We start from the raw sequence: 21116 nt of genomic DNA, 5'->3' as shown, positions 1-21116 counted from the left end.
TTCGGGAAATGCCGTAATGATCTGCGGTACGCTGTTGGCTGCGTATGTGCAGGTAGTGGAGTACGGCTTGGTATTTGAAGTGTAATGTATATTTGCTCATAAAAAAACTGCACCTTGTGAGTTGGAGAGGATGTCCAACTTTTGGGGGGCAGTTCAGGTTTCAGACGACCTTTTTGATTGACGGAATACAGACAAGCTGAGATCTTTGCAAAATTTCCCCAAATCCCATAAATGTCTTAGTGGGAATTTAGAGGATTTGAGGAAATTTTGCAAAGATCTCATCAAACAAGTTATTACCATTCATACAAGTACAATTTCACAATATTGCAGGAACTGCCGAAACGGTACATTGTCCTGTCCCCACTCTGTGCGACGGTAACAAGATCATTTCAACAAACAAAAACGCCCATTCCCTTCCGGGACTGGACGTTTTTTAGTTTGACCATCGTATTCACCTGCAATTTCACGAATACGCGGATAGGTTTATTTTTTAGGTGATGGTGTGGGGGACTGTTAGTTTTTGCACAAATAATAAGTAATATAAAAAAACGCCGAAATCTTTTAAAGACGTGGATTTCGGCGTTTTTGTGTTTGAAAAAAAGTTGCATCAGCTTTTTCACAAAACCGCGCGGGAATGCGCGGTTTTTTGTTGAAAGCTGTCGGGTTTTGATAGGTTTTTAAACGGGTTTTAAGAGGTTTTTAAAATCAGTTCACGGAGCGGCCAAACCATTCGACGCGACCGACGATGGCGATATCGTCATCTGTATGGCTTAGGTCTATTTCAAAGGGGGCGTAATGTGGGTTGGCTGATGTTACCAATAGCTTACCCGGCATCCGTTGTACGCGTTTTACGAAAAGGTCGTTGCCTATGCGTAGGACGTACAAGCCGTCGCGCGGCTCGGTTTCGGCGTGGTTGATTAGGATGTTGTCGCCGTGGTTCAGGATGCCTTCCATTGAATCGCCTTTCACGGCGATTACGGAGAGTTTGTCTGTTTGGCGGGTGACGTAGTTTTCTATCCAGTATCGGCGGAAAGCCATACAGAATAAGGGTTTTTCATCGCTTACGGTTTGTCCATGCCCCGCTGCGGCTTCGACGCTGTACCGTGGAATAAAGACGAATTCGCGCAAATCGACGGGATTGCCGAGCGTATCGACCGCGCCTGCGCCGGTATCGGATACGGGGAAGGCTCCGGCATTCTCAGGACGGGCGCGGTCAAGGTATGGCACGCCCTTGCCTGTCAGCAACCAGTTGAGGTCGCAGCCCGTAACATCTTGAATTTTTATGAGTGTTTCGGCTTTCGGCAGCCCATCTTTTGCGAATACCTTATTAAGTCCCATGTAGGACATATCTATCTTGGAGGCTATTTCTTCCAACGTCGAATCAGGCCATAAAAGCTGAAGTCTGCTTTTAAAAGTCATGTGTATCTCTCTAACAAAAAGACTAACCAAAAAACCTTCCTTTTTGGTTAGAAATAATCTCAATTAAAAACAAAAGTTTATAAAATAAGTTCCTTTTGTTTGTAAATTTACTAACCAAAAGGGTTTACAACTATCCTTTTGGTTAGTATTATGCGTTTCACTAAGTTAAATGACTTAGCAAACAAACCCAAAAGGAAGACTTATGAAAACCCAAAAAGAAAGATTAATAGAAAAAATCGAAAATGCGGAAAGCAGGAAACAAGATTGGCATCGTGCAGAAATCGTCGCGGCAGTTCGCAAACGTGGGAAAACAATTACTGCTCTATCAATCGAATCCGGATTGAGCGCGAATACATTAAAAAGCGCGTTGCAGTTTAAATATCCAAAAGGCGAACGGATTATTTCAGACTTTCTCGGCGTACCACCTCAAGAGATTTGGCCTAGCCGTTATCCCGAACAGGTTTAAATTACTCGAAAGAGTAAACAAAAGTTTATATCAGGAGCTGTAAATGAGCAACACCATATCGCTAGAGGAGCTGAAAAATTTAAGTTTGCCAAATCTGCCAAAAAATATCGAAAGCATTAGATACCGAGCCAAAACACAAGGCTGGCCGTACATCGAAGAAGTTGGCAAAGCACGCGGAGGTCGTCTGAAAAAATATGTGATTGCCTCTCTCCCCGCCGAAATCAGAGCCGCCATCATGAAACGGCAGTCGGACGAACTGGCGGAGAAGATGCCGAAAACCCTACTCCAAATCAGACAGGAGAAGACGGCGATGTCGCCTCAGGTCTTGGCGGAAGCGGCAAAGCGATTGAACGAGAAACAACGGTCAGTGGCGGATGCGCGATGTGCGGTGGTGGCGGCGGTGCTGGGTATCAAATATCAATACGGGTGCTCTGCCAAGGTTGCGGTGGCTCAGTTTTTGAGGCTGCTGGCGGAGGGTAAGTTGGACGAGGTTACGCTCGGCAACTTGGAAACGGCAAATGACCGCAGTCGGTCGGCAAAGGTTGGCGAACGTACTTTAGACGGCTGGATTTCTGCCTACCTTAAGGCGGAAAACGCGACGGAGCGGTTGGTCTCTTTGGCTCCGAAGGTAACTAAGGCGGTCAAACCGATTGAGAGCTACGGTTGGTTGCCGACATTTATGCAGTTTCACAATATTCCGTCCGCGCCAAAATTGGCACACAGCTACCGCCGATTTGTGCAGTGGGCCGAAGCGGAAAATATGCCGGTCAATGATGTGCCTAACTTGAGTATGGTGCGGCGCGTTTGGGAAAAGCTCCCGCTGATTATGCAGGAGCGCGGCAGGAAAACGGGGGCGGCTTATAAATCGCTGCTGCCTTATGTGAAACGTGATTGGGGGGCTTTGAAGCCGAACGATGTTTGGATCGGCGACGGCCACAGCTTCAAGGCGAAGGTGGCGCACCCTGTACACGGCAGACCGTTTAAGCCTGAAGTGACGGTGATTATTGATGGTTGTACGCGGTTTGTGGTGGGATTTTCGGTCTCTCTTGCTGAAAGTTGTGTGGCGGTATCGGACGCTCTGCGTATCGGGGTCAAGCACTTTGGTTTGCCGATTATCTACTACTCGGATAACGGCGGCGGTCAGACAGGCAAGACGATAGACCATGAAATCACGGGTATTACGTCCCGATTGGGTATCCGCCATGAAACGGGTATTGCGGGCAACCCGCAAGGTCGAGGCATCATTGAGCGATGGTGGAAAGACAATCTGATTGAGATGGCGCGCCAGTATGAGACGTTTGCGGGCGCGGGGATGGACAGCAGCACGAAGAATCTGATGTACCGCAAGATGGAAAGTGCGTTTAACGCTTTGGAAAAAGGCAAGGAGTTGACGGTAGAACAGCAAAAATATTTGAAAAAGCTGCCGAGTTGGTCGCAATTTATCGCGGATGTGGTCAAGTGTATCGACGAATACAACAACCGCCCACACGGCGAGCTGCCCCGACATCCGGACGGCGGGCATTACACGCCGAAGGCTTATCGGGAAATGAGGCTGGAACAGGACGGTATCGCGCCGGATATGTTGTCGGCGGAAGAGCTGGCGACGATGTTTATGCCGCAGGAGGTGCGAAAGGTACAGCGCGGTTGGCTGGATTTGTTCAACAACTCTTATTTTTTGACCGAACTGGCGGAGTATCACAAAGACGAGGTACGGGTCAGCTACGATTTGGACGATGCGTCGGTGGTCAATGTGTTTGATATGGACGGCAAGTTCATCACGAAGGCACAAGTCAACGGCAATAGCCGCGAGGCTTTCCCGACGGCGCGTATCGACCAACTGGCGGAAAAACGCCGAAAAGGCAAAATCAAGCGGGCGGAAAATGCAATCAAGCTCGCAAATGCGGAAGTCAATCCGGCACTGGAACAGGCGGCAGCTTGGGACGAGCTGGGACATTTGGGCGGAAACGTCATCGAGGCGGAGTATGCGGTATTGCCGAAAACAGGAACAGACGACGAGATTGTCTTGTTTGAGGCGGATATGTAGTTAAAACATTTTTAAAACACTTTTAATAAGGAAAACATCATGACAAATAAGGTCAACGAAGCACTGCAACAAAAACTGGCTGAATTTAAAGCCAAATCAGGGATGAATCAGACGATGCTTGCACGCGGTATCGGGGTATCTCCGGCATCTATCAGTATGTATTTGAATAATAACTACGCGGAAAAAGGCGGCAAATATGAAACCATCGAGCCGAAAATCGAAGCGTTTTTAGAGGTGCAGGAAAGTAAGGCGCAACGCGAAGAGCTGGTTTTGGGATTTGTATCGACCAAGACGACCCGCCGAATCTCTGAAGTGATGCGCGATGCGCATGAAGCGGGCGACACAGTGGTGATCTACGGTCAAGCGGGTTTGGGCAAGACTCAGGCGGTCAAAAACTACTGCGAGAAGAATCCCGCCGCCATCCTGATTGAGGCTAATCCGAGCTTTACGGCTTTGGTTTTGATGCGGAAATTGGCGGCAGCGGCGAAGGTCTCAACGGTCGGCAGCCTGAATGATTTGTTTGAGTCTGTATCTGACCGCCTGCGTGATTCGGGCCGTCTGATTGTGGTCGATGAGGCGGAAAACCTGCCTTTACGCGCCCTTGAGATTATCCGCCGACTGCACGACGACACGGGCTGCGGGTTGGTTTTAAGCGGTATGCCCCGACTGGTGGCGAATCTGCGCGGTAAGCATGGCGAGCTGGTGCAACTTTATAGCCGCGTATCGGTTGCGCTTAATTTGGGCGACTCGATGCCGGATGAAGAATTGGAAGAAATTGCCAGAGCGGCGATGCCGGAAGCGGATGACGCGACGATTGCGGAACTGGTTAAACAAAGCAACGGCAATACGCGACGGATGAGCAAGTTGATGTGCGGTGCGGTACGAACGGCAAACAAAAACGGCATCAAAATGCAATCGGGCATCGTCAAAAAATACTCGACATTGATTATCCGATAGGTCGTCTGAAACGGTAAGTCTTTGACAGGGCTATATATTTTTTTACCCTATGATTTTAATAAGTTATTGTTTTTAAAGGAAAACTAAAGTGCAAATTTTGAAGAAAGTTGATTGGGAGATGTTTTCGGCGCCACGTTTTTGGCGGTGGGTGCCGGTTGGTTTGACGGTGGGCGTGTGGTGTTTTGTGGCGGGAATGGCGTTGTATGGCTGCACCCAAGAACCTGAACCGGTTGCGAAAGAGCCGACTAAGGTCGAGGCGATGCAGCGTCAGGCGGATTTGGAAGTTTTGAAAACGGAACGTGCCTACGAGGCAATGAGTGTGGAGCAGAAGATGGAAGGAATTGTATATGAATAAGTTCAAACGGCCTAAACGGGGGCTGAACCGAATCAAGAAATTGGCATTGAAACGGGCGGTCGAGGAAATCCGCGCCAAGTACGGCGAACGGGCGATTGTGAAGGGATGGCGCGAGCCAGAAGGGAAGTAAAAATGATGGAAATTTGGATGATTTGGATGATTTTGGGGGCTGCGCTGGGTGCAGTGATCGGGATTTTTATCTACGCGGAAGGCATCTTGCTTGAAAACGAGCGTCTGCGCGGGATTTTGAGAGTGGAAGTCGCAGGACGGGAGGTATTGGAAGCGTGGATGGACGCGGCATACCGCAGCCGTAAAGGGGGTGGGAAATGTTAACCAAATTGAAACCCTGCCACGTATGCAAACAAATGAAGCCTGAATCGGCGTTTGCGTGGACTTTGGACAAAAACGGGGTAAGGAAGCGAACCCAACGTTGTGCGAAATGTTGGGCAGAACAGATGGAAAAGGAGGCTCGGGCGAATATGGAACGGCATCGAGAAGAACGAGGCACAAAGTTGGAATGGGGACGCCCCGCCGTCGCCCGCACAGTTTGGGGCGACAGTTGGCCTGCCGCGCCCGCCATTATGGAGAACAAGCACTGGACGGCAACGGATACGCGCAAAGCGGATGCCGAATGGGCTTTGAAATTTAGGGAGCGTATGAAATGAGCTTTAAAAGACGGAACAACGATTGGCAGGCATGGGGACAACACCGCCGGCGAGCGACGAAGTTTATGGTGAAGCGAAACCGCGAACAGGTAATCGCGGAATATCAGGCGCAGTTTGAAGATCAGGACGGCAAAGGTCGTCTGAAAAAGGAAGGGAACGAAAAATGAACGAAAAAGATTTAATCGAATGGCTGGAAGACCGTGGAGAACTCATGGTCATGAAAAAGGACGGCGAGGGTTTTGTGATTGCCGCGCGCGCGCCGGACGGGATTTGGAAGACTGCCGAGGCGCAATCGCTGGCACGGGCGATAACAGTATGGGAGGAGATGTGATGAATATTGCTAAACCAAATAAAGAAGACCTTGACGCAGTATGGGAACTGGTCGCGTTTTTAAACAAAATTGAGCAGGGTTTGAATCCGATTTACCAACCTGCCGACCCAGAGGATGAAGACGATTTCGAATATCTGAGTGATGCGCCTGCGGATGAAGTGTTTGAAGCTTTGGAATATAAGTCTGACAACGCCAATTTGCCTTGGATTATGACCGTATTGGATACCTTGCTGTCTTCGAATAACGACATTGTTGACCAAGAATCTAGTGGTTTGGATTTTTCCCCAAAATTTAAACAGGCTGTAAAGGATACGGAAAGATTGGATTTCTTAATCGAAGTCGGGTCAGCCGAATTTTCAAAACAAAATGGCCAGAAGACCTGTTGCAGCTTAACCGAATATGGCATTAGAGGCTATGGAAGCAATTACCGCGAAGCATTGGATGATGCGATGAAAGAGTGGAAGGAGATGTGATGACTACCGGAATGATGATTTATCTCTTGATCTGCGGGCTGATTGGTTTGGCGCTGGTAGTTTTGGCACTAATGAGCTTAATTGAAAACTGGTTTAAACGGCGGACTAAAGATGTTGTTTTGGATGCCTGCAGTATGTTTATTGGGTTGGTTGTTGTCCTTGTGGCGTTTTTGGCGATTCTTGGGGTGATTAAATGAATATCAAATGCCCGAACTGCGGGGCGGTGCATAGTCTGGACAGCTTAATCAACGATGCCGACGCATCGGCTGTATTGCGGGCTGTGTTGGAGATGGATGCGGAATTGGGCAAGGCGGCGATACGTTATGTCGGCTTGTTCAGACCCGCTAAATCGCAGCTCTCTTGGTCTCGCACGGCGAAGCTCTTGAACGAACTGCTGTCGATGATGAAAGCGCAGACTGCGGAGCGCGACGGGGTGTCCTCCCCCGCTCCCGCCGAGGCTTGGCTGCACGGATTTAATGAAACCGTCAACGCCCGCGATCAAGGTCGTCTGAAACTGCCCTTAAAGTCGCATGGTTATTTGCTGGAGATTGTCAGCCAGTGGCAGGGTTCGGGGCTGTCCTCTCCCCAGTCCTCTCCAACAGGGAGAGTGGGCGAAGGCGGCGCGCCGTCAAAACTGCGGCAAGGTGTGGCAGCCTTGGGCGAATGGGCGGGGGATGATTGGGCAAAACGGGAAATCGCGTCAGGCTTTGCATTACTTGCCGCGCTTAATCTGCCCAACCGCCCCGCCGCGCAGGATATGCCGGTAGTCGCGGAAATTTGGTATCGGAAACTGATGGAGACAAAAGAAATCGTCTCGCCGGAGTATGACCCGATACGGATTCAGACGGGGTTTAAGGTGTTGCAGGCGACGGAAACATGGCCGCAACCCGCCGAACTGCTCCGAAACCTGCCGCCACGGTTGATACCAAGGGCGATGCTGGCAAAGCCCGCGCCGGACAAAGAAAAAGGTCGTCTGAAAATGGCGAAAGTGAGAGAAGTTTTAAACAAGAAAGGTAAGTGAAATGAAAGAGTATGTTTTTAAAATTGTTTCGGAAAATGGGAAGTGCCGTGTCGAGTTGCCCGAAATCAATCTAAACGGTGAGTATCAAGCTCCCGACCTGATGGCTGCGTTGACAAGGGAATTTTTAGCCAGCGTAAGCAGTGATGCCGCCCGAGATACGGAAGGATTTATGAAGGCAGCCGTCACGAATTTAAAAGCATTGCAACTGGCAAGACAGTTGAGAGATGCAGACCGAAAAGTAAATTAAGAAAGGAAAAAGAAAATGGCTAAACAACGTATCAAACAGGCGGCAATCGAAGCCGCACAAGACAAAACCGAAGTAACGGCGCATATCCGCACGATTGGCGACCTGAACCGCGAAATCAAACGCTTGGAAACCGAAGCGGGAGATAAAAAAGCGGTAATTGAAGAAGAATACGCCGCGCTTGCCGCTCCGTTGAAAGCCGAGTCGGAACGCCTGACCGCCGCCGTCGCCGCCTACTGCGAGGCACACAAGGACGATCTGACGGAAAACGGCAAGACCAAGACGGTGGATTTTGTAACGGGACTCGTCAAATGGCGCATCCGTCCGCCTAGCGTCAAGGTAACAGGCGTCGCCGCCGTCTTGGCTTGGATGTCGGAAAAAACGGCATATCAAAGCTTTATCCGCACCAAGCAGGAAATCGACAAAGACGCCATCCTGAATCAAAAAGAGCGTTTTTCAGACGGCCAAGTGCCGGGAATTAAGATTGTGTCGGGGCTTGAGAATTTTGTCATCGAGCCGACCGAGCAGGAATTGGCCTAAATCACCGGCGGCCTCGGTTGAGGCCGTCTGAAACTATAAACCAACCGCGCGGCACGGCCTGCCGCATCAACACAAGGAGCATCGATATGCAAGAAGAAAACCGAATCAGCGAAACCGACGCGGAAGACATCTGCAACCAACTGGGAGAATAACCATGTACGACAAGCGAACCGTCCACAAATCCGAACTGGTCAAACAGGCCGCCGCCTTGTCCGACATTCCTGCCGCCGCAGCGGCGAGGCTTATCGACGAGCTGCTGGACACCGTAAAAGCCCATTTGCGCAACGGCAGCAAGGTCAGCATTGCCGGTTTCGGTACATTTGAAGCGCAACGCAAGCCTGAGCGGCAGGGGCGCAACCCGCAAACGGGCGAACCGCTGACCATCGCAGCACGAAAAACGCCTAAATTCCGCGCAGGTAAGGCTTTGAAAGACGCGGTGAACCGTTAAAGCCGCTGATGTTTAAAAGGTCGTCTGAAAACAGTTTAAAACCTGTTTCAGACGGCCTTTTTTATGCCTGTCCGTTTCGTAAAAAAACAGTGGCTTACTACAACATATAGTATTTTATCTGTATAATATGCGATAATTAATCAATATATTGTGTTTTAGGGGTTTGAAATGCGCCGTGCGTTGATTGCGAAAATTAAAATCGCTCAAAAAGAGCTTGGTTTGGATGATGCGACGTATCGCGCGGTCTTGGAGCGTGTGACGGGTAAGCGGTCGTGTACTGAGTGCAGTATCCCTGAGCTGGAGCGCGTGGTCGAGGATTTGCGCCAACATGGGTTCGCGCCGAAAAAGACGGCGGGACAACGACCGAACCGCCGCGAGTCTGCCGACCCGATGATGCGCAAAATCGAAGCCCTGCTGCTGGATAACGGTTGGACTTGGAATTATGCGCACGGCACGGCGCGAAGAATGTTTAAGGTTGACCGCGTGGAATGGTTGTCCGACGGCAATATGCACAAGTTGGTGGCGGCTTTGCAGATTAGTGCGAACCGCAAGAAAAAGGAGAAAACGGGATGAGTTTAAATTGGGAGATGACGGAGCAGGATTTCAAGGATGTGGAACATCTGCTGCCGCATAGTATGGTAGCGCTGATTACGGTCATCGGGCTGGAGGCGGCGTTCCACATGGTTAAGGTTTGGGGCGGGACGAATTACCCGATTTCCAACCGCCGTCGCAATACGCGTCAGAGTCGAATTTTACACGCACAACTGGTCGAGGACATCGGCGAGGAGGCTGCGGGGCGGTTGGAGCGTGCTTATGTTGGGCAGCCTTTCCTTGCCATCCCGCGCTGTTGGGACGCGATGCGCGAGCTGCGAAACCGATTCATCCGCCGCCAGTATGATGCAATGAGCGCGGAGGGTTTGAGTGATTTGTTTATTGTGCGCGAGCTGGTGTTGGCGCATAAGCTGTCGACGCGGAATATCCGATACATTTTGAAAGAAGCTGACCGCGAAGCGGCGGCAAGGGCGCAGGCGGATTTGTTTGCGGCTTAGTTTTTGTTGTGCTTGTGTTGAGAGTGGACCTTTTCCCCTGCCTTCGGGCGGGGATTTTTTTTGCCTTTATTCCGCTGAATGCAAGCCTGACGGGGCTTGGCGGTCGTCTGAAAGGGTTTAATGGGGTTTTCAAACTATCCTTTGTTTTTAAATTATCCATTTGAGGTATTTATGGCTCAACAAAAAGAACTCCCTTGGGTGGCTGAAGCGCGAAAGTATATCGGTCTGACAGAAATCCCCGGTAAAAACCACAATCCGACCATTTTGAATTGGCTGCACGGGCTGAAAGCTTGGTGGAAAGACGACGAGACGCCGTGGTGCGGCGTATTCGCAGCCCATTGTCTGCGAGCCGGTAACCGAGACATCCCGAAGGATTGGATGCGCGCCAAAGAATATGCTTTTTGCGGTAAACGCCTTACCAAGCCTGCTTACGGCTGTTTGGTCGTGTTTACGCGCCAAGGCGGCGGTCATGTTGGTTTTGTTGTCGGCAAGGACAAGGCAGGCAATCTGTTGGTTTTGGGCGGTAATCAAGGCAATCGCGTCAGCATCGCGGCATTTCCGACGTCCCGCGTGGCTGCGTATGTATGGCCGTCTGTCGGCGGTGCGCCTCTTGATCCCACTCCGGAGCGTTACAACCTGCCATTGGGCGGTGCGGCAATGAGCAGGAGCGAGGCATGAAAAAGTCTTTGATTGCTTTGGCATTGGCGACATTGAAACCGCTGGTTCCTGAATTTGAGATTAAATCTGCCCGCGTGGGCAATCTGAAACAACATCCGAGCCTGCGCTTGGGTAAATCAGGCGTGGCAGCCGCCAAACGTGCGGCGCGTAAACGCAAGAACCGTCGTTAGTCATGGGACAGGTTGCGTTTTATGAAAAGATGATTGAGCAATGGTCGCGACAAAGCCGCGAGGCAAGAGAACAGGCAGATTTGGCTGCATTTGAATTTGCGGAGAGCGAACTTGCCAATTATCGGGAAATGCTGAAACGGCATCTGCAAAACGGGAGTGTGAAATAAATATGCGGATTTTCGACATTTTTAAAAACCCTGCGACAGGTAATGTGTCGCACTCGAAACTGTGGGCAAACGTCGCCTGCGCGGCGGGGACGGTTAAATTTGTGATGTTGCCCGATCCGTCGGCGGAAATTTGGGCGGTGTATTTGGGCATCGTGGGCGGATACGCCGTGGCGCGCTCGTTTGTCAGCGTGAAGCGACAGGAGGTCGAGAATGACGCTCAAACTGTTGACGAATAAATGGGTGCTGAGTGGCTTGGCTGCCATTTTGGCGCTGATTTTGGCGGCATCGTATCAGCAAGGCTACGAGACGGCATACAACAAACAGCAAGCAGTCATCGACAAGATGGAAAAAGGCAAGGCGGAGGCCTTGAGGCTGTCGGCTCAAAACTACGCTCGCGAGCTGGAGCAAGCCCGCGACGAAGCAAAACAATCTGAAGCCAAGGCGCACGCCGTCGGTGTGGCATTGGCACAAAAGCAGGCGGAAGTCAGTCGTCTGAAAACGGAAAACAAAAAGGAAATCGAAAATGCGCTTACTCAAGACCGCCAAAAAGCAGGCGGCGGTTGTATTGACGGCCTTGGCTCTCACAGCCTGCGCCTCTACGCCCGCGCCCTCGGCTACGGAAATTAAGGTTGTCGAAAAGGCGGTCATGCCGTCTCCGCCCGCTGCGTTGATGGTTGCGCCGGTGCGCCCGAATGCGCCGAAAGACGGCAAGACGGCAACGCTGCTCGAACACGCGGCTGAGTTTGGCGGCTATGTTTCGGAGCTGGAAAACCAAAATCAGGCTTGGCGCGATTGGGTCAACAGTCAACTCAAAATTGACAGTCAGTCGGAGGTTGCGAAATGACGACCTATCAAGAGTTGGTGCAGCGCGTGATTTCCTGTCGCCATGCGGATTTAGAGTTGGGTTTGAGCCGCGCAAGAGAGCAAAAGCCGTTTGTCGAACATGTGTCCTCGTTGTTGGATAAGGCAGGGATTGAGTACGCAGTGCGCATGGATAAGGATTTTCAGACGACCTTTTGCGTGGAGTTTGACGGCAACGCGGAAGCGGCTGTCTATTCTGCGGTGTCGCCGTATTACCTGATTTTTTCGGGGGATGGAAAATTTGAAGTGGCGAGTCGCCATCCTGAAGGCTATGCCGTCCGTATCGTATTTGGCGATGTGCCGGTTTAAGGGGGTTTTAAATGGACTTTGAATTTGGTTTTAAAACCCTGTGGCCGATTGCGACTGCCGCGTTTTGGTTTTGGGTCAACGGCATTTCAGGTCGGCTGAAAGAGGCGGACAAGCGTATCGACAACCTTAAAGAGGAGCTGCACGCGGTCAAGCTCTCCTACCACACCAAGCAGGACGCCCAAGCCGACCGCAAAAATATCGCGGCGTCTTTGGAGCGCATCGAAAACAAACTTGAAAAAATGAATGAAAAATTAGACAGGAAAGCGGACAAATGAGCGACCCGATTTTAGAAGCCTTGGCGCGTATTGAGGCCAAGACTGACGAAACCTTGAAAAACCAAACCGAAATGAAAGCCGAAATTGCGCAAATCCATAAGGATACGCGCAAGGCGGCAGTCATTGCAGGCAGTGCGTCCGGAGCGATTACAGGTGGTTTGGTATCTGCCGCCATCATGACTGTCCGCGCCAAACTGGGATTTTAAAATGGCACACCCAAAAGAAACCCGCGAAAAGCTGCGCAGGCTGTACGTCAGCGACGGGCAGACGCTCGAAATCGCGGCGATGATGTGCGAAATCCCGACCGCGACCGCCCGTAGCTGGAAACGCGCCGCCAAAGAGACCGGCGACGATTGGGACAAAGTACGCGCAGCCTACACCTTGGCGGGCGGCGGCATCGAAGACTTGAGCCGTTCGCTGCTGGCGGGTTTTTTGGTGCAGTACCAGTCAACGATGACGATGTTGCAAGATACGTCGATTGAAGAGCTGATGCCGTCCGAGCGCGCAAAACTGTTGGCGAGCCTGTCCGACGCGTTTACCAAGACCGTAGCCGCGAACGCCAAAGTGATGCCGGAAACGTCAAAACTGGCGACGGCGATTGAGGTGTTGGAATTGTTTGGCGAAGTAGTCAAAGAGCGATACCCGCAACACTTGCAGGCTTATGTCGAGCTGGTTGAGCCACTGGGTGTGGAAATTGAAAAGAAATACAGGTAAGCGATATGCAAAAAGTTGAATACACGCATAAAGGTTGGTTTTTATTTTGCCCGATTTGGATTGCAGATTGGGATAGCGAAGTGCCGGCAGTTGCGCCGCGCTATAAGCTGGAGCCGTTGTTTTGGCTCGCCGACCAGTTTTTTTACTTTATGTCCGCTATGAATGAAATGAAAACAGGAGAGCCGTTGCCATTTTGTTTCATGGTTGATCAAAAGCCGCTGAAAAAGCCGGTTGTCCACTATTACGAATAAAACATGAAGTCCAAAGAGTTTTTAAAGTCGCTTGCCGAATACGCCGCCCAACTCCGCCAAATCATTGAGGCAGAGGTGGACGGCTTCGACGCGTCGACTGTCGCCATTGCAGAGCGTCGGGCGAAGGTATTAGACCCGGTCAACGGGTACGAGTATTTCGTCAATACCTATTTCCCGCACTATGTCCGCTCGCCTGAAAAGTCGCTGCTGCACAAGTTTTTATTTTCCCGGCTACCCGAAATCTTGAGGTCGTCTGAAGGTATCAATGAGGCAACCGCCGCCCCGCGCGGCGAGGCGAAATCGACGCTGGTTACGCAACTGTTTACGCTTTGGTGTGTGGTAACGGGGCGCAAGCATTACGCGGTCATAGTGATGGACAGTATCGACCAAGCCTATCCCATGCTGGAGGCAATCAAGGCGGAACTTGAGTTCAACCCGCGCCTTAAAACCGACTTTCCGGAGGCTTGCGGACAGGGTCGCGTTTGGCAGGCGGGGACTGCAGTAACGGCAAACGAAGTCAAAATCCAAGTGGCGGGCAGTGGCAAAAAGTTGCGCGGTCTGCGCCACGGCCCATACCGCCCCGACCTCGCCGTCCTCGATGATATCGAGAACGACGAACAGGTGCGCAACCCCGAGCAACGCGACAAACTCGAAACTTGGCTGAAAAAAGCCGTCCTCGCCTTGGGTGGCGCGGGGCAGAAGTTTGACGTGATTTATATCGGCACCATCCTGCACTACGACAGCGTGTTGAACCGCACGTTGAACAACCCGTTTTGGCACGCGACCAAGTTTAAAGCCATGCTCGAATGGCCTGACCGCATGGATTTGTGGGACAGATGGGAGGAGCTTTACCGCAACGACGGCAAAGAGGTGGCGCAGGCGTTTTATCTCGCCAACAAAGATGAGATGGAGCGTGGCGCGGTCACTTCTTGGGCGGCTCGCGGTGTGTTGGCACTGATGAAAATCCGCGCCCGCGACGGCCATGCGACGTTTGACAGCGAGTATCAAAACGACCCGGTCAGCGGCGAAGATGCGCCGTTTGCCGAAAACATCAAATACTGGTCTGAACTGCCCGACGATTTGGTGTACTACGGCGCGCTCGACCCGTCATTGGGTAAAGCGGGTGCGGGGCGCGACCCGTCGGCGATTTTGGTCGGCGGTTATCAAAAATCGACGGGGCGGCTGTTTGTAACCGTCGCCCAAGTCAAAAAACGCCTGCCCGATTTGATTATCGAGGACGTGATCCGCATCCAAAAAGAGGCGCGGGTCAAGCCGGTGTTGTGGGTCGTGGAGACGGTGCAATTCCAAGAGTTTCTTAAGGATGAGCTGATTAAGCGCGGGGCGCGTTCGGGTGTGCATATCCCCGTGCGCGGTATCAAGCCGTCATCGGACAAGATGTTGCGGATTGAGACCTTACAGCCACATATGGCAAACGGGCTGATTTTGCTCAACCCCGACCAAAAGACACTGATTAGCCAGTTGCGCCACTTCCCGAAAGCCGACCACGACGACGGCCCCGACGCGTTACATATGCTGTGGATGGCGGCAACGACGGGCAATGTATCAAACAGGGCGCGGGCGATTGATTTGCCTGCGCCGATGTTGGAGATTTAAAAATGTGTGATGTGAGAGAACGTATAACCGCTCGTGAAAAAGAGCTGACAGAGGATGTTGAGTACCTCGAGCGTGGTTTGGATAAAGCGATTGCACATCTGCAAGAGGTTGTCTCCTGCTATAAGGCTGGGCGGCTATTAAATCTACATTTTATTGTCGCTGAAATTGAAGGTTTTTTGGCAGCTCGCGGCGAAGAGTATTGATTTTAAAGTCGTCTGAAACCGTTTTCAGACGACCTTTGGAGTAAAAAAATATGTTCGGATTGATTAAAAGCGCAACACGGAAAACCGCCATCAAGACATTGACGAGCGCGACAGAAGACGCGCTGGAAAGCCTGTTCTCTAACATGGAAGGCACGGACGCTCTGCTTTCGCGCCTCGGCGTGGACAGGCAGCAGGCATTGGACGCGGTAGCGGGCGACGATGAGGTCGCCGCCTGTTTGGAGGATTTACACTCCGCCATGCAGAATAAATCTTGGCGAATCTATGGCGAGGACTTGAGTGACGAAGACAAAGACCGTTTGTGGAAAACGCTGAAACGCCATTTGCCCGCGCTTGCCGAAATCGTCCTGACGGCGCGGCTGGGCGGATACGGCGTGGGGCGTTATGTCTATCAGCCCGAACCCGACGGCTTTTTGACGATTAAACACATCAGCAACAAGAGCGGCGAACTGGCGAAATATATCCCCTACCGCGACGGCTCGCTGGTGTATCGCGGAATCGCAGGCGAAGAGACTTGCAATACGGATGTGCTGTATCTCTTTATTGCCCACCGCGCAACATCGACCAATCCTGCGGGAGAAATGGCGGCGGCGCGGCTGTATGCCCCCGTCGCGTTGCGTAAAAAAGGCTTTGTCTATGCGGCGCAATTCATCACGCGCTATGCCCAGCCTTATCTGATTGCCAAAATCCAAGCCAACAGCGAGGACGACCACAATAGCTTCATGAGCCGTTTTTACCGTTTTGTCTCCGGCGGCGCGTTGAGCATCGACCGCGAGGACGATGTGATGATGCTGCAAAACAGCGCGGACGGTCAGGCATTCCGCCGTCTGGAAAACCTTGCCAATGCGCGTATCCAAAAAACACTGCTGGGCAAGGTCAAAACCAGCGACCTTGAGACCGCCAGCCGAGCGAGCCAGGAGACCGAAGAAAACAACCGCGACGAGCGCATCGGCGCATATCTTGCCCTTTTGTCCCGCGCGGCGCAGCACTTTATCGACGCGCTTGTGATGGTCAACAACGCCTACGGCAAGCCGATTCACGCGCCAAAAGGTGTATGGTTCGAGTTTGAAGACGAAATCAAGGTCGATAAAACCCGCGCCGAACGCGACAAGATGTATATGGATACGGGACAACTCATACTGACCGAGACCTACTACCGCGACATCTTGGGCTTCGAGCCGGAACATTTCGAGCTGCGCGATCCGAAAACGTCGTCTGAAAACCCTGCGTCCGCCAAATTCAGCCTGCGCCTGTCTGACGGTCTTGCCCGTAATGCGCCCGATACGGCGGAGCAGGCAATCGCCCGTCCGAAAATGGAAGCGGTGTTGGGTTTGTTGGAAAACTGCAAAGACTACGCCGAATTTGAGGCGAAGCTGTCCAAACTTGATTTGAGCCAGGGCGACAATCTCTTAATTCAGCGTTTGGTTTCAGACGGCCTTTCGGCTTGGGCTGACGGAGCGGACGATGGACGGGATTGAATACAGCTTCGCCGGCTTGGTCGATAAAGCCGCTTTCGAGCATTTCAAATCCAAGAAAATCCTGCCCGGATTCAGTCATTACGATGTATGGCTGTACCAGCACAGCCTTGCCTTTACCGTCGCCAAGATGATGGACGCGGATATGCTCGCCGAAGTCAAAGATGCCATCGAATCCGCGCAGCAAAACGGTACGGCATTCGCCGATTTTAAAAAGCGTTTAAAACCGTATTTGATGGCGAAAGGCTGGTGGGGCGAGCAAGTAATGACCGACCCGCTGGACGGCGAGCCGAAATTGGTACAGCTCGGCAGTACGCGCCGTCTGAAAACCATTTTTAATACCAATATGCAGACCGCCTTCGCGGCGGGGCAATGGCAGCGGATTCAGGCAAACAAAAAAGCCCTACCGTATTTGCGCTACAACCATTCCGCCGCCGGGCATCCGCGCGACAGCCATAAACGCTACTACGGCTTAGTCCTGCCGGTTGACCACGACATTTGGAAAGTCATCTTTCCGCCCAACGGCTACGGTTGTAAATGTTCAGTGTCCGCCCTGACCCGTCGGCAGGCGGAACGCGAGGGCATCAGCGGCGAGCCTGATGTGGATATGGTCGAGTTTACCAATCCGCGCACAGGTCAAAAGGTATTGATTCCCGACGACATTACGCCGAGCTTTGCGCATAACCACGGCGACAGGCTGGGCGCGATGGACGCGTTGTTTGGCGAACGCAACGGCGAAGAGGCACTGACCGCCATGATTGCCGAGCGCGAGGCGTGGTTGGACAAGCGGTATAGCGTGCCGTCTGACAAAGTGGCGGTGTTGGCTTTGTCGGATAAGGTGTCGGGAAAAGAAGTGCGCAGGCTGACAAAAGAGCAGTCTGCCAACAATACCAAAGACCACGAAGCGAGAGCTGCGGCAGCGTGGCAGGCTGAAACGGGGGATAGGCTGGAAGTGTTCGATTTACCCGTGGAGAAAGGTAAGGGTCAAGCCGATTATCTGATTGTTTCAGACGACCTGCCCCGTGAGAAATGGGTAACGCTGGATTTTATGTTTACCGAAAATCCCGACCGTGCGGAATTGATGAACCGTTATTTTGCACACACCGCCGGGGCGTGGAATATTAAGGTCGATAAGATTCAGGAACATTTTGATAAAGCCGATATTGTCCCGCTTGATTTGCGCCACCTGAATGCGGCGAACCGGCATAAATTGTTGCAGTATGTGTTATCATTGCCGAAAGAACAGCGGGATAAAGTCCGCTTATTGGTAAAAATATCGGAGTAAGTCATGCCGTCTGAACTGTATGTCAGCCGCGAAGTAAAAGTATTTTTAGGCGGGAAAACCGCCCCGTCCGAATTGTTGGACTATCTATATCCGCGCCTTGCCGAAATTGACAAGGAGGCAGCCGACCAAATGCAGGGCGAGTTTTCGGGCTGCGTATTTTCGATTGCGGATTTGTCCGCGCAGGCATTTGCCAATGTGTACGGATGGATACTTGAGGCGGCAGAAAAGTCCGAGTGGATTAAGCCGTACAAGTCCGATTTAAAAGCCGCGCTTGAAGCTGATCCGAGATTTAAACCTGTATAACCCGAAGGTCGTCTGAAACCGTTTCAGACGACCTTTTTTCATAACCGCTCAAATTTCGCGTTTTAGCGCGTTTTATCGGTCGGGGTGGGCAAAGATATGTCCGAGAGTTTAAATGCAATCTGACGCAGCCCTAAAAGCCCTCTGAAAACGTTTTTCAAACCGCCGCCGTCTGCATTTTTGGATATGCCCTAAATTTGCGATTTTAGGCGGGTCGGATGCCAAAGATAGGCAAACTCCCGCCAGAATCTTAAAAATCAATCTGACGCGATTCTAAAGCGGTTTTAAAGTGGGTATTTTCATATTTTACGCATGAGGATTTTCAAAGGTCGTCTGAAACCTGAAATACGGTTTCGGGCGGCCTTTTTCATTTCGGATGGCGAAGTGAAGTCATGCCGCCGTCTGTTTGCCGTCATGCGTTGCACAATGGCGGCTATGAATACGAAAACATCACCCCTCAATATCAAATTGTCCGCCGCGCTGCCGGTTGCCTTGGCGACCCGTGCGGATGATGTGCGTACCTTTAAAGGCGTCGCTAATTCGGGCAAGCCGTTCGGCTACGGCGGTTATCCAACCGTCGTCGATTTGGCGGAGCTGTCGCACAAAGCGTCCGTCCCCGTCCTGCTGGAGCATTCGCCGCTGAAAATGGCGGGCGTGTGCAGCCTGTCGGTAACGGCGGACGGGCTGATTGCCGAGGGCAGTCTGTTGTCCAACGAGTTTGGCACGCAGATTGCCGAAGCCGCCGACCAAGGTTTTCCTTGGGAAATGTCGGTTTACGCGCAGGCGGAATCCTACGAGGAGCTGGCGGCGGGCGCGGTATTGTCCATCAACGGCAACGAGGTAACGGGTCCAGCAGTGATTTTGCGCCGCTGCACCATCCGCGAGGTGTCGTTTACCGCCGTCGGCGTGGACAGTGAGACGGAGGCGGTGGTGTTGTCGGACGGCAGCCCCTTGCCGGATATTTTTAAACAACCTTTGGAGTTATCCATGTCCATGACCCCCGAAGAAAAGCAAGCGTTTGACGACCTGAAGGCGGAAGTCGATACGCTCAAGGCTGAAAAAGCCGAAGCAGAGAAAAAACTGAAAGAAGCCGAAGCAGCTGCCAAGAAAGAAAAAGTCAAGGCGAAATTGTCCGCCGCAGGTTTCAAAGAAGGCGAAGACGGCAAGTTTGAAGGCTTGTCCGACGCAACCATGACCGTGCTTTTGTCTGCCGATATTGCGGCGGCTGAAGCCATGATTGCCGATTTGACGCCGAAAGCTGCCCAGTCTGTCGTGCCGCCCGCACTGTTGAGCGAAGGCGCAGGCAAAGGCGAATCCGAACACACCGGCGAGGCGGAGGGCAAGTTCTCCGTCGCCAGCCACAAAGGCTTATTGGGAGGCTCTTATGTCTAAAGTCAAAACCGAAATCCTCGGCCCTGCTATTTCCGACTTTTTGAAATACGAAGCGACGCCGCAGACCCGCGTTGCTGTTGCCGCCGATGCCGGCACGAAGGCAGGCAAGTTTGTCGAGTACCCGCTGCGCGGCAAAAAGCTGGTGGCGCTGACCGACGAAGCCGACGGCAAAGTGATAGTACAACCGTTCAACTGCATTATCGACCTGTCAAAAGTCGCCGATGCGGATGTTAAAACGGCTACCACCGGCAAAACCTTGGACGCGCTGAAAAAAGAAGGCGACGCATACGGCATCGTTTACCAAGGCACACCCGCCGCCTGATTTCAGACGACCTTTAAACCCGATTTAACAAGGACATATTATGCCTTTATCCGATAACAGCAAGTTTGGCGTGCAGGCTTTGACCACCGCCGTCAACAAAATCGACCCGGGCGCAAGCCAAATCCGCGAACTGGGTATTTTCGAACCCGAATATCTGACCACCACTTATGCCGACATTGAGTTCCAAGACGGCAAAGTCCACTTGGTTGCCAGCAAAGAGCGCGGCACGGCCGGTCAGTCGGTCGAAAGTCCGAAACGCACTGTGCGCACCGTCAAAATCCCACACCTGCCGATTCACGACGTCATCCGCGCCGATGACGTGCAAAACCTGCGCGCTTTCGGCACGACCCAAGCCGCAACGGTCATGGACAAGGTCAACGAAAAGCTGGCCGGTGGCAAATCCGACCTCGAATACACCCGCGAACACCTCATGCTCGGCGCGTTGCAAGGCAAGATTTTGGATGCGGACGGCAGTGTGATTTTGGACATCAACACCGATTTCGGCGTTACACGCAAAACGCAAAACATCGAATTGTCCAAAGATACGACCAAAGTCGGCTCGGTATTGGACAAGCTCTTGTCCGAACAACGCCAAAAATTCAACGGTGCGCAAGTGCGCGGCTGGGTTGTTTATTGCGGCATGGAGTTTTTGAGTGCGCTCAAAGAGCATAAGTCCATCTTCGAAGTGTACAAACGCTACGATGAGGCACGCGCCTACCGCGAAGGCGATACGCTCAATCCGACCGAATTTGTCCACAAAGGCATCCGCTTTATCGAGTATGCCAACCATTTCGGCAGCGACGCCGACATTGCGGCAGACAAAGCGATTCTGCTGCCGGTCGGCCGCAATCTCTACAAAGAGTATTTCGCACCTGCCGACATGGCCTCAACAGTAAACACTCGCGCCCTGCCGTATTACGCCAGCAGAGAGAAATTGCAGCACGACAAAGGCTGGAGCCTGCACATGCAGTCCAACCCGCTGCCGATTGCGCTGCGTCCCGAGTTGTTGGCAACGCTGACCATGTCTTAAACGGATTTCAGACGACCTTTAGGGCAAGTTTAAAGGTCGT

The 21116-nt window shown here is 52.1% G+C and carries 38 protein-coding genes; 37 read left to right on the top strand and 1 reads right to left on the bottom strand.

Annotated elements, in window-relative coordinates:
• Positions 1–705 precede the first annotated feature (705 nt).
• Positions 706–1419: a S24 family peptidase gene (locus DBY90_RS10585; RefSeq protein WP_107987212.1), complete on the bottom strand. Its 714-nt coding sequence runs from the start codon at positions 1417–1419 to the stop codon at positions 706–708.
• Positions 1420–1621: 202 nt separating this feature from the next.
• Between DBY90_RS10585 and DBY90_RS10580 the strand changes: the two genes are divergently transcribed.
• The 37 genes from DBY90_RS10580 to DBY90_RS10420 all read left to right on the top strand — a co-directional run bounded on the left by DBY90_RS10580 (position 1622) and on the right by DBY90_RS10420 (position 21076).
• Positions 1622–1885 (top strand): helix-turn-helix domain-containing protein, encoded by a 264-nt coding sequence (locus tag DBY90_RS10580; RefSeq protein WP_003744978.1) that lies wholly within the window; start codon positions 1622–1624, stop codon positions 1883–1885.
• Between the two features lie 43 nt (positions 1886–1928).
• On the top strand, positions 1929–3929 hold the full coding sequence (locus tag DBY90_RS10575; protein WP_107987210.1) for a Mu transposase C-terminal domain-containing protein: 2001 nt from the start codon (positions 1929–1931) through the stop codon (positions 3927–3929).
• Positions 3930–3968: 39 nt separating this feature from the next.
• On the top strand, positions 3969–4886 hold the full coding sequence (locus DBY90_RS10570; RefSeq protein WP_107987208.1) for an AAA family ATPase: 918 nt from the start codon (positions 3969–3971) through the stop codon (positions 4884–4886).
• 88 nt (positions 4887–4974) lie between these two features.
• Positions 4975–5241, top strand: coding sequence for a hypothetical protein (locus tag DBY90_RS10565; protein WP_107987206.1), 267 nt, complete (start codon positions 4975–4977; stop codon positions 5239–5241).
• Positions 5234–5371, top strand: a complete 138-nt coding sequence (locus DBY90_RS13215) for a hypothetical protein (protein ID WP_199904716.1) — start codon at positions 5234–5236, stop codon at positions 5369–5371. The genes DBY90_RS10565 and DBY90_RS13215 overlap by 8 nt, the downstream gene beginning before the upstream one ends.
• Positions 5372–5373: 2 nt before the next feature.
• Positions 5374–5574, top strand: coding sequence for an ArsR family transcriptional regulator (locus DBY90_RS10560; RefSeq protein WP_107987204.1), 201 nt, complete (start codon positions 5374–5376; stop codon positions 5572–5574).
• A complete protein-coding gene (locus tag DBY90_RS10555; RefSeq protein ID WP_107987202.1) occupies positions 5568–5906 on the top strand; it encodes a type II secretion pathway protein L in 339 nt (112 codons plus the stop codon). Before DBY90_RS10560 ends, DBY90_RS10555 begins: the two co-directional genes overlap by 7 nt.
• A complete protein-coding gene (locus DBY90_RS13210; protein WP_199904715.1) occupies positions 5903–6073 on the top strand; it encodes a hypothetical protein in 171 nt (56 codons plus the stop codon). Before DBY90_RS10555 ends, DBY90_RS13210 begins: the two co-directional genes overlap by 4 nt.
• On the top strand, positions 6070–6237 hold the full coding sequence (locus tag DBY90_RS13205) for a hypothetical protein (RefSeq protein ID WP_199904714.1): 168 nt from the start codon (positions 6070–6072) through the stop codon (positions 6235–6237). The genes DBY90_RS13210 and DBY90_RS13205 overlap by 4 nt, the downstream gene beginning before the upstream one ends.
• Positions 6237–6710: a hypothetical protein gene (locus DBY90_RS10550; RefSeq protein ID WP_107987200.1), complete on the top strand. Its 474-nt coding sequence runs from the start codon at positions 6237–6239 to the stop codon at positions 6708–6710. The genes DBY90_RS13205 and DBY90_RS10550 overlap by 1 nt, the downstream gene beginning before the upstream one ends.
• Entirely contained in the window at positions 6710–6907 is a 198-nt protein-coding gene (locus DBY90_RS10545; RefSeq protein WP_107987198.1) for a pyrophosphate-energized proton pump, read from the top strand. The genes DBY90_RS10550 and DBY90_RS10545 overlap by 1 nt, the downstream gene beginning before the upstream one ends.
• Positions 6904–7731 (top strand): hypothetical protein, encoded by an 828-nt coding sequence (locus tag DBY90_RS10540; RefSeq protein ID WP_107987196.1) that lies wholly within the window; start codon positions 6904–6906, stop codon positions 7729–7731. Before DBY90_RS10545 ends, DBY90_RS10540 begins: the two co-directional genes overlap by 4 nt.
• Before the next feature lies 1 nt (position 7732).
• The gene (locus DBY90_RS10535; protein ID WP_107987194.1) at positions 7733–7978 is read left to right on the top strand and encodes a hypothetical protein; all 246 of its coding nucleotides are present in this window, start codon (positions 7733–7735) and stop codon (positions 7976–7978) included.
• A 15-nt stretch (positions 7979–7993) separates the two neighbouring features.
• Positions 7994–8515, top strand: a complete 522-nt coding sequence (locus DBY90_RS10530; RefSeq protein ID WP_107987192.1) for a host-nuclease inhibitor Gam family protein — start codon at positions 7994–7996, stop codon at positions 8513–8515.
• A 17-nt stretch (positions 8516–8532) separates the two neighbouring features.
• Positions 8533–8667 (top strand): hypothetical protein, encoded by a 135-nt coding sequence (locus DBY90_RS13505; protein WP_267894294.1) that lies wholly within the window; start codon positions 8533–8535, stop codon positions 8665–8667.
• A 2-nt stretch (positions 8668–8669) separates the two neighbouring features.
• Entirely contained in the window at positions 8670–8963 is a 294-nt protein-coding gene (locus tag DBY90_RS10525; protein ID WP_070491643.1) for an HU family DNA-binding protein, read from the top strand.
• 168 nt (positions 8964–9131) lie between these two features.
• On the top strand, positions 9132–9536 hold the full coding sequence (locus tag DBY90_RS10520; RefSeq protein ID WP_107987190.1) for a gp16 family protein: 405 nt from the start codon (positions 9132–9134) through the stop codon (positions 9534–9536).
• Entirely contained in the window at positions 9533–10012 is a 480-nt protein-coding gene (locus DBY90_RS10515) for a Mor transcription activator family protein (RefSeq protein WP_107987188.1), read from the top strand. Before DBY90_RS10520 ends, DBY90_RS10515 begins: the two co-directional genes overlap by 4 nt.
• A gap of 171 nt (positions 10013–10183) precedes the next feature.
• On the top strand, positions 10184–10690 hold the full coding sequence (locus DBY90_RS10510; RefSeq protein WP_107987186.1) for a TIGR02594 family protein: 507 nt from the start codon (positions 10184–10186) through the stop codon (positions 10688–10690).
• A complete protein-coding gene (locus tag DBY90_RS10505; protein ID WP_003741272.1) occupies positions 10687–10860 on the top strand; it encodes a hypothetical protein in 174 nt (57 codons plus the stop codon). Before DBY90_RS10510 ends, DBY90_RS10505 begins: the two co-directional genes overlap by 4 nt.
• A 29-nt stretch (positions 10861–10889) precedes the next feature.
• The gene (locus DBY90_RS10500) at positions 10890–11027 is read left to right on the top strand and encodes a hypothetical protein (RefSeq protein WP_199904717.1); all 138 of its coding nucleotides are present in this window, start codon (positions 10890–10892) and stop codon (positions 11025–11027) included.
• A 2-nt stretch (positions 11028–11029) separates the two neighbouring features.
• Positions 11030–11263, top strand: coding sequence for a hypothetical protein (locus DBY90_RS10495; protein ID WP_107987182.1), 234 nt, complete (start codon positions 11030–11032; stop codon positions 11261–11263).
• On the top strand, positions 11238–11654 hold the full coding sequence (locus DBY90_RS10490) for an ATP synthase subunit B family protein (protein ID WP_107987180.1): 417 nt from the start codon (positions 11238–11240) through the stop codon (positions 11652–11654). Before DBY90_RS10495 ends, DBY90_RS10490 begins: the two co-directional genes overlap by 26 nt.
• A complete protein-coding gene (locus DBY90_RS13575) occupies positions 11551–11871 on the top strand; it encodes a hypothetical protein (RefSeq protein ID WP_199904713.1) in 321 nt (106 codons plus the stop codon). Before DBY90_RS10490 ends, DBY90_RS13575 begins: the two co-directional genes overlap by 104 nt.
• Positions 11868–12197 (top strand): hypothetical protein, encoded by a 330-nt coding sequence (locus tag DBY90_RS10480; protein ID WP_107987176.1) that lies wholly within the window; start codon positions 11868–11870, stop codon positions 12195–12197. The genes DBY90_RS13575 and DBY90_RS10480 overlap by 4 nt, the downstream gene beginning before the upstream one ends.
• Positions 12198–12208: 11 nt before the next feature.
• On the top strand, positions 12209–12472 hold the full coding sequence (locus DBY90_RS10475) for a hypothetical protein (protein WP_107987174.1): 264 nt from the start codon (positions 12209–12211) through the stop codon (positions 12470–12472).
• Complete coding sequence (locus DBY90_RS10470; RefSeq protein ID WP_107987172.1) at positions 12469–12678, top strand: hypothetical protein; 210 nt, start codon at positions 12469–12471, stop codon at positions 12676–12678. The genes DBY90_RS10475 and DBY90_RS10470 overlap by 4 nt, the downstream gene beginning before the upstream one ends.
• A gap of 1 nt (position 12679) precedes the next feature.
• Positions 12680–13186 (top strand): DUF1804 family protein, encoded by a 507-nt coding sequence (locus DBY90_RS10465; RefSeq protein ID WP_101106696.1) that lies wholly within the window; start codon positions 12680–12682, stop codon positions 13184–13186.
• A 5-nt stretch (positions 13187–13191) separates the two neighbouring features.
• On the top strand, positions 13192–13437 hold the full coding sequence (locus DBY90_RS10460) for a hypothetical protein (protein WP_107987170.1): 246 nt from the start codon (positions 13192–13194) through the stop codon (positions 13435–13437).
• A gap of 3 nt (positions 13438–13440) precedes the next feature.
• Positions 13441–15051, top strand: a complete 1611-nt coding sequence (gene terL / locus DBY90_RS10455; protein WP_107987168.1) for a phage terminase large subunit — start codon at positions 13441–13443, stop codon at positions 15049–15051.
• Between the two features lie 2 nt (positions 15052–15053).
• Entirely contained in the window at positions 15054–15254 is a 201-nt protein-coding gene (locus DBY90_RS10450) for a hypothetical protein (protein ID WP_070613825.1), read from the top strand.
• Between the two features lie 50 nt (positions 15255–15304).
• Positions 15305–16750 (top strand): phage portal protein family protein, encoded by a 1446-nt coding sequence (locus DBY90_RS10445; protein ID WP_107987166.1) that lies wholly within the window; start codon positions 15305–15307, stop codon positions 16748–16750.
• Positions 16737–18032 (top strand): phage minor head protein, encoded by a 1296-nt coding sequence (locus DBY90_RS10440; protein ID WP_107987164.1) that lies wholly within the window; start codon positions 16737–16739, stop codon positions 18030–18032. The genes DBY90_RS10445 and DBY90_RS10440 overlap by 14 nt, the downstream gene beginning before the upstream one ends.
• Positions 18033–18035: 3 nt before the next feature.
• Positions 18036–18335, top strand: a complete 300-nt coding sequence (locus DBY90_RS10435; protein ID WP_107987162.1) for a glycine cleavage system H protein — start codon at positions 18036–18038, stop codon at positions 18333–18335.
• Between the two features lie 432 nt (positions 18336–18767).
• Positions 18768–19724 (top strand): hypothetical protein, encoded by a 957-nt coding sequence (locus DBY90_RS10430; RefSeq protein ID WP_234405138.1) that lies wholly within the window; start codon positions 18768–18770, stop codon positions 19722–19724.
• On the top strand, positions 19717–20046 hold the full coding sequence (locus DBY90_RS10425) for an oxaloacetate decarboxylase alpha chain (protein ID WP_107987160.1): 330 nt from the start codon (positions 19717–19719) through the stop codon (positions 20044–20046). Before DBY90_RS10430 ends, DBY90_RS10425 begins: the two co-directional genes overlap by 8 nt.
• A gap of 40 nt (positions 20047–20086) precedes the next feature.
• Positions 20087–21076, top strand: a complete 990-nt coding sequence (locus tag DBY90_RS10420) for a major capsid protein (protein WP_107987158.1) — start codon at positions 20087–20089, stop codon at positions 21074–21076.
• Positions 21077–21116 lie beyond the last annotated feature (40 nt).

It is taken from the genome of Neisseria mucosa, from assembly GCF_003044445.1.
GTDB classification, from domain to species: domain Bacteria; phylum Pseudomonadota; class Gammaproteobacteria; order Burkholderiales; family Neisseriaceae; genus Neisseria; species Neisseria mucosa_A.
Note: the sequence above shows the minus strand (reverse complement) of the source record. Positions and strands in the feature narration are given on the sequence as shown.

What these genes read in the sequence shown, in the direction of transcription:
- DBY90_RS10585 (WP_107987212.1), bottom strand. Translation starts at nt 1,419, where the DNA reads ATGACTTTTAAAAGCAGACTTCAGCTTTTATGGCCTGATTCGACGTTG.
- DBY90_RS10580 (WP_003744978.1), top strand. Translation starts at nt 1,622, where the DNA reads ATGAAAACCCAAAAAGAAAGATTAATAGAAAAAATCGAAAATGCGGAA.
- DBY90_RS10575 (WP_107987210.1), top strand. Translation starts at nt 1,929, where the DNA reads ATGAGCAACACCATATCGCTAGAGGAGCTGAAAAATTTAAGTTTGCCA.
- DBY90_RS10570 (WP_107987208.1), top strand. Translation starts at nt 3,969, where the DNA reads ATGACAAATAAGGTCAACGAAGCACTGCAACAAAAACTGGCTGAATTT.
- DBY90_RS13215 (WP_199904716.1), top strand. Translation starts at nt 5,234, where the DNA reads ATGAATAAGTTCAAACGGCCTAAACGGGGGCTGAACCGAATCAAGAAA.
- DBY90_RS10560 (WP_107987204.1), top strand. Translation starts at nt 5,374, where the DNA reads ATGATGGAAATTTGGATGATTTGGATGATTTTGGGGGCTGCGCTGGGT.
- DBY90_RS10555 (WP_107987202.1), top strand. Translation starts at nt 5,568, where the DNA reads ATGTTAACCAAATTGAAACCCTGCCACGTATGCAAACAAATGAAGCCT.
- DBY90_RS13210 (WP_199904715.1), top strand. Translation starts at nt 5,903, where the DNA reads ATGAGCTTTAAAAGACGGAACAACGATTGGCAGGCATGGGGACAACAC.
- DBY90_RS13205 (WP_199904714.1), top strand. Translation starts at nt 6,070, where the DNA reads ATGAACGAAAAAGATTTAATCGAATGGCTGGAAGACCGTGGAGAACTC.
- DBY90_RS10550 (WP_107987200.1), top strand. Translation starts at nt 6,237, where the DNA reads ATGAATATTGCTAAACCAAATAAAGAAGACCTTGACGCAGTATGGGAA.
- DBY90_RS10545 (WP_107987198.1), top strand. Translation starts at nt 6,710, where the DNA reads ATGACTACCGGAATGATGATTTATCTCTTGATCTGCGGGCTGATTGGT.
- DBY90_RS10540 (WP_107987196.1), top strand. Translation starts at nt 6,904, where the DNA reads ATGAATATCAAATGCCCGAACTGCGGGGCGGTGCATAGTCTGGACAGC.
- DBY90_RS10535 (WP_107987194.1), top strand. Translation starts at nt 7,733, where the DNA reads ATGAAAGAGTATGTTTTTAAAATTGTTTCGGAAAATGGGAAGTGCCGT.
- DBY90_RS10530 (WP_107987192.1), top strand. Translation starts at nt 7,994, where the DNA reads ATGGCTAAACAACGTATCAAACAGGCGGCAATCGAAGCCGCACAAGAC.
- DBY90_RS10525 (WP_070491643.1), top strand. Translation starts at nt 8,670, where the DNA reads ATGTACGACAAGCGAACCGTCCACAAATCCGAACTGGTCAAACAGGCC.
- DBY90_RS10520 (WP_107987190.1), top strand. Translation starts at nt 9,132, where the DNA reads ATGCGCCGTGCGTTGATTGCGAAAATTAAAATCGCTCAAAAAGAGCTT.
- DBY90_RS10515 (WP_107987188.1), top strand. Translation starts at nt 9,533, where the DNA reads ATGAGTTTAAATTGGGAGATGACGGAGCAGGATTTCAAGGATGTGGAA.
- DBY90_RS10510 (WP_107987186.1), top strand. Translation starts at nt 10,184, where the DNA reads ATGGCTCAACAAAAAGAACTCCCTTGGGTGGCTGAAGCGCGAAAGTAT.
- DBY90_RS10505 (WP_003741272.1), top strand. Translation starts at nt 10,687, where the DNA reads ATGAAAAAGTCTTTGATTGCTTTGGCATTGGCGACATTGAAACCGCTG.
- DBY90_RS10500 (WP_199904717.1), top strand. Translation starts at nt 10,890, where the DNA reads ATGATTGAGCAATGGTCGCGACAAAGCCGCGAGGCAAGAGAACAGGCA.
- DBY90_RS10495 (WP_107987182.1), top strand. Translation starts at nt 11,030, where the DNA reads ATGCGGATTTTCGACATTTTTAAAAACCCTGCGACAGGTAATGTGTCG.
- DBY90_RS10490 (WP_107987180.1), top strand. Translation starts at nt 11,238, where the DNA reads ATGACGCTCAAACTGTTGACGAATAAATGGGTGCTGAGTGGCTTGGCT.
- DBY90_RS13575 (WP_199904713.1), top strand. Translation starts at nt 11,551, where the DNA reads ATGCGCTTACTCAAGACCGCCAAAAAGCAGGCGGCGGTTGTATTGACG.
- DBY90_RS10480 (WP_107987176.1), top strand. Translation starts at nt 11,868, where the DNA reads ATGACGACCTATCAAGAGTTGGTGCAGCGCGTGATTTCCTGTCGCCAT.
- DBY90_RS10475 (WP_107987174.1), top strand. Translation starts at nt 12,209, where the DNA reads ATGGACTTTGAATTTGGTTTTAAAACCCTGTGGCCGATTGCGACTGCC.
- DBY90_RS10470 (WP_107987172.1), top strand. Translation starts at nt 12,469, where the DNA reads ATGAGCGACCCGATTTTAGAAGCCTTGGCGCGTATTGAGGCCAAGACT.
- DBY90_RS10465 (WP_101106696.1), top strand. Translation starts at nt 12,680, where the DNA reads ATGGCACACCCAAAAGAAACCCGCGAAAAGCTGCGCAGGCTGTACGTC.
- DBY90_RS10460 (WP_107987170.1), top strand. Translation starts at nt 13,192, where the DNA reads ATGCAAAAAGTTGAATACACGCATAAAGGTTGGTTTTTATTTTGCCCG.
- terL (WP_107987168.1), top strand. Translation starts at nt 13,441, where the DNA reads ATGAAGTCCAAAGAGTTTTTAAAGTCGCTTGCCGAATACGCCGCCCAA.
- DBY90_RS10450 (WP_070613825.1), top strand. Translation starts at nt 15,054, where the DNA reads ATGTGTGATGTGAGAGAACGTATAACCGCTCGTGAAAAAGAGCTGACA.
- DBY90_RS10445 (WP_107987166.1), top strand. Translation starts at nt 15,305, where the DNA reads ATGTTCGGATTGATTAAAAGCGCAACACGGAAAACCGCCATCAAGACA.
- DBY90_RS10440 (WP_107987164.1), top strand. Translation starts at nt 16,737, where the DNA reads ATGGACGGGATTGAATACAGCTTCGCCGGCTTGGTCGATAAAGCCGCT.
- DBY90_RS10435 (WP_107987162.1), top strand. Translation starts at nt 18,036, where the DNA reads ATGCCGTCTGAACTGTATGTCAGCCGCGAAGTAAAAGTATTTTTAGGC.
- DBY90_RS10430 (WP_234405138.1), top strand. Translation starts at nt 18,768, where the DNA reads ATGAATACGAAAACATCACCCCTCAATATCAAATTGTCCGCCGCGCTG.
- DBY90_RS10425 (WP_107987160.1), top strand. Translation starts at nt 19,717, where the DNA reads ATGTCTAAAGTCAAAACCGAAATCCTCGGCCCTGCTATTTCCGACTTT.
- DBY90_RS10420 (WP_107987158.1), top strand. Translation starts at nt 20,087, where the DNA reads ATGCCTTTATCCGATAACAGCAAGTTTGGCGTGCAGGCTTTGACCACC.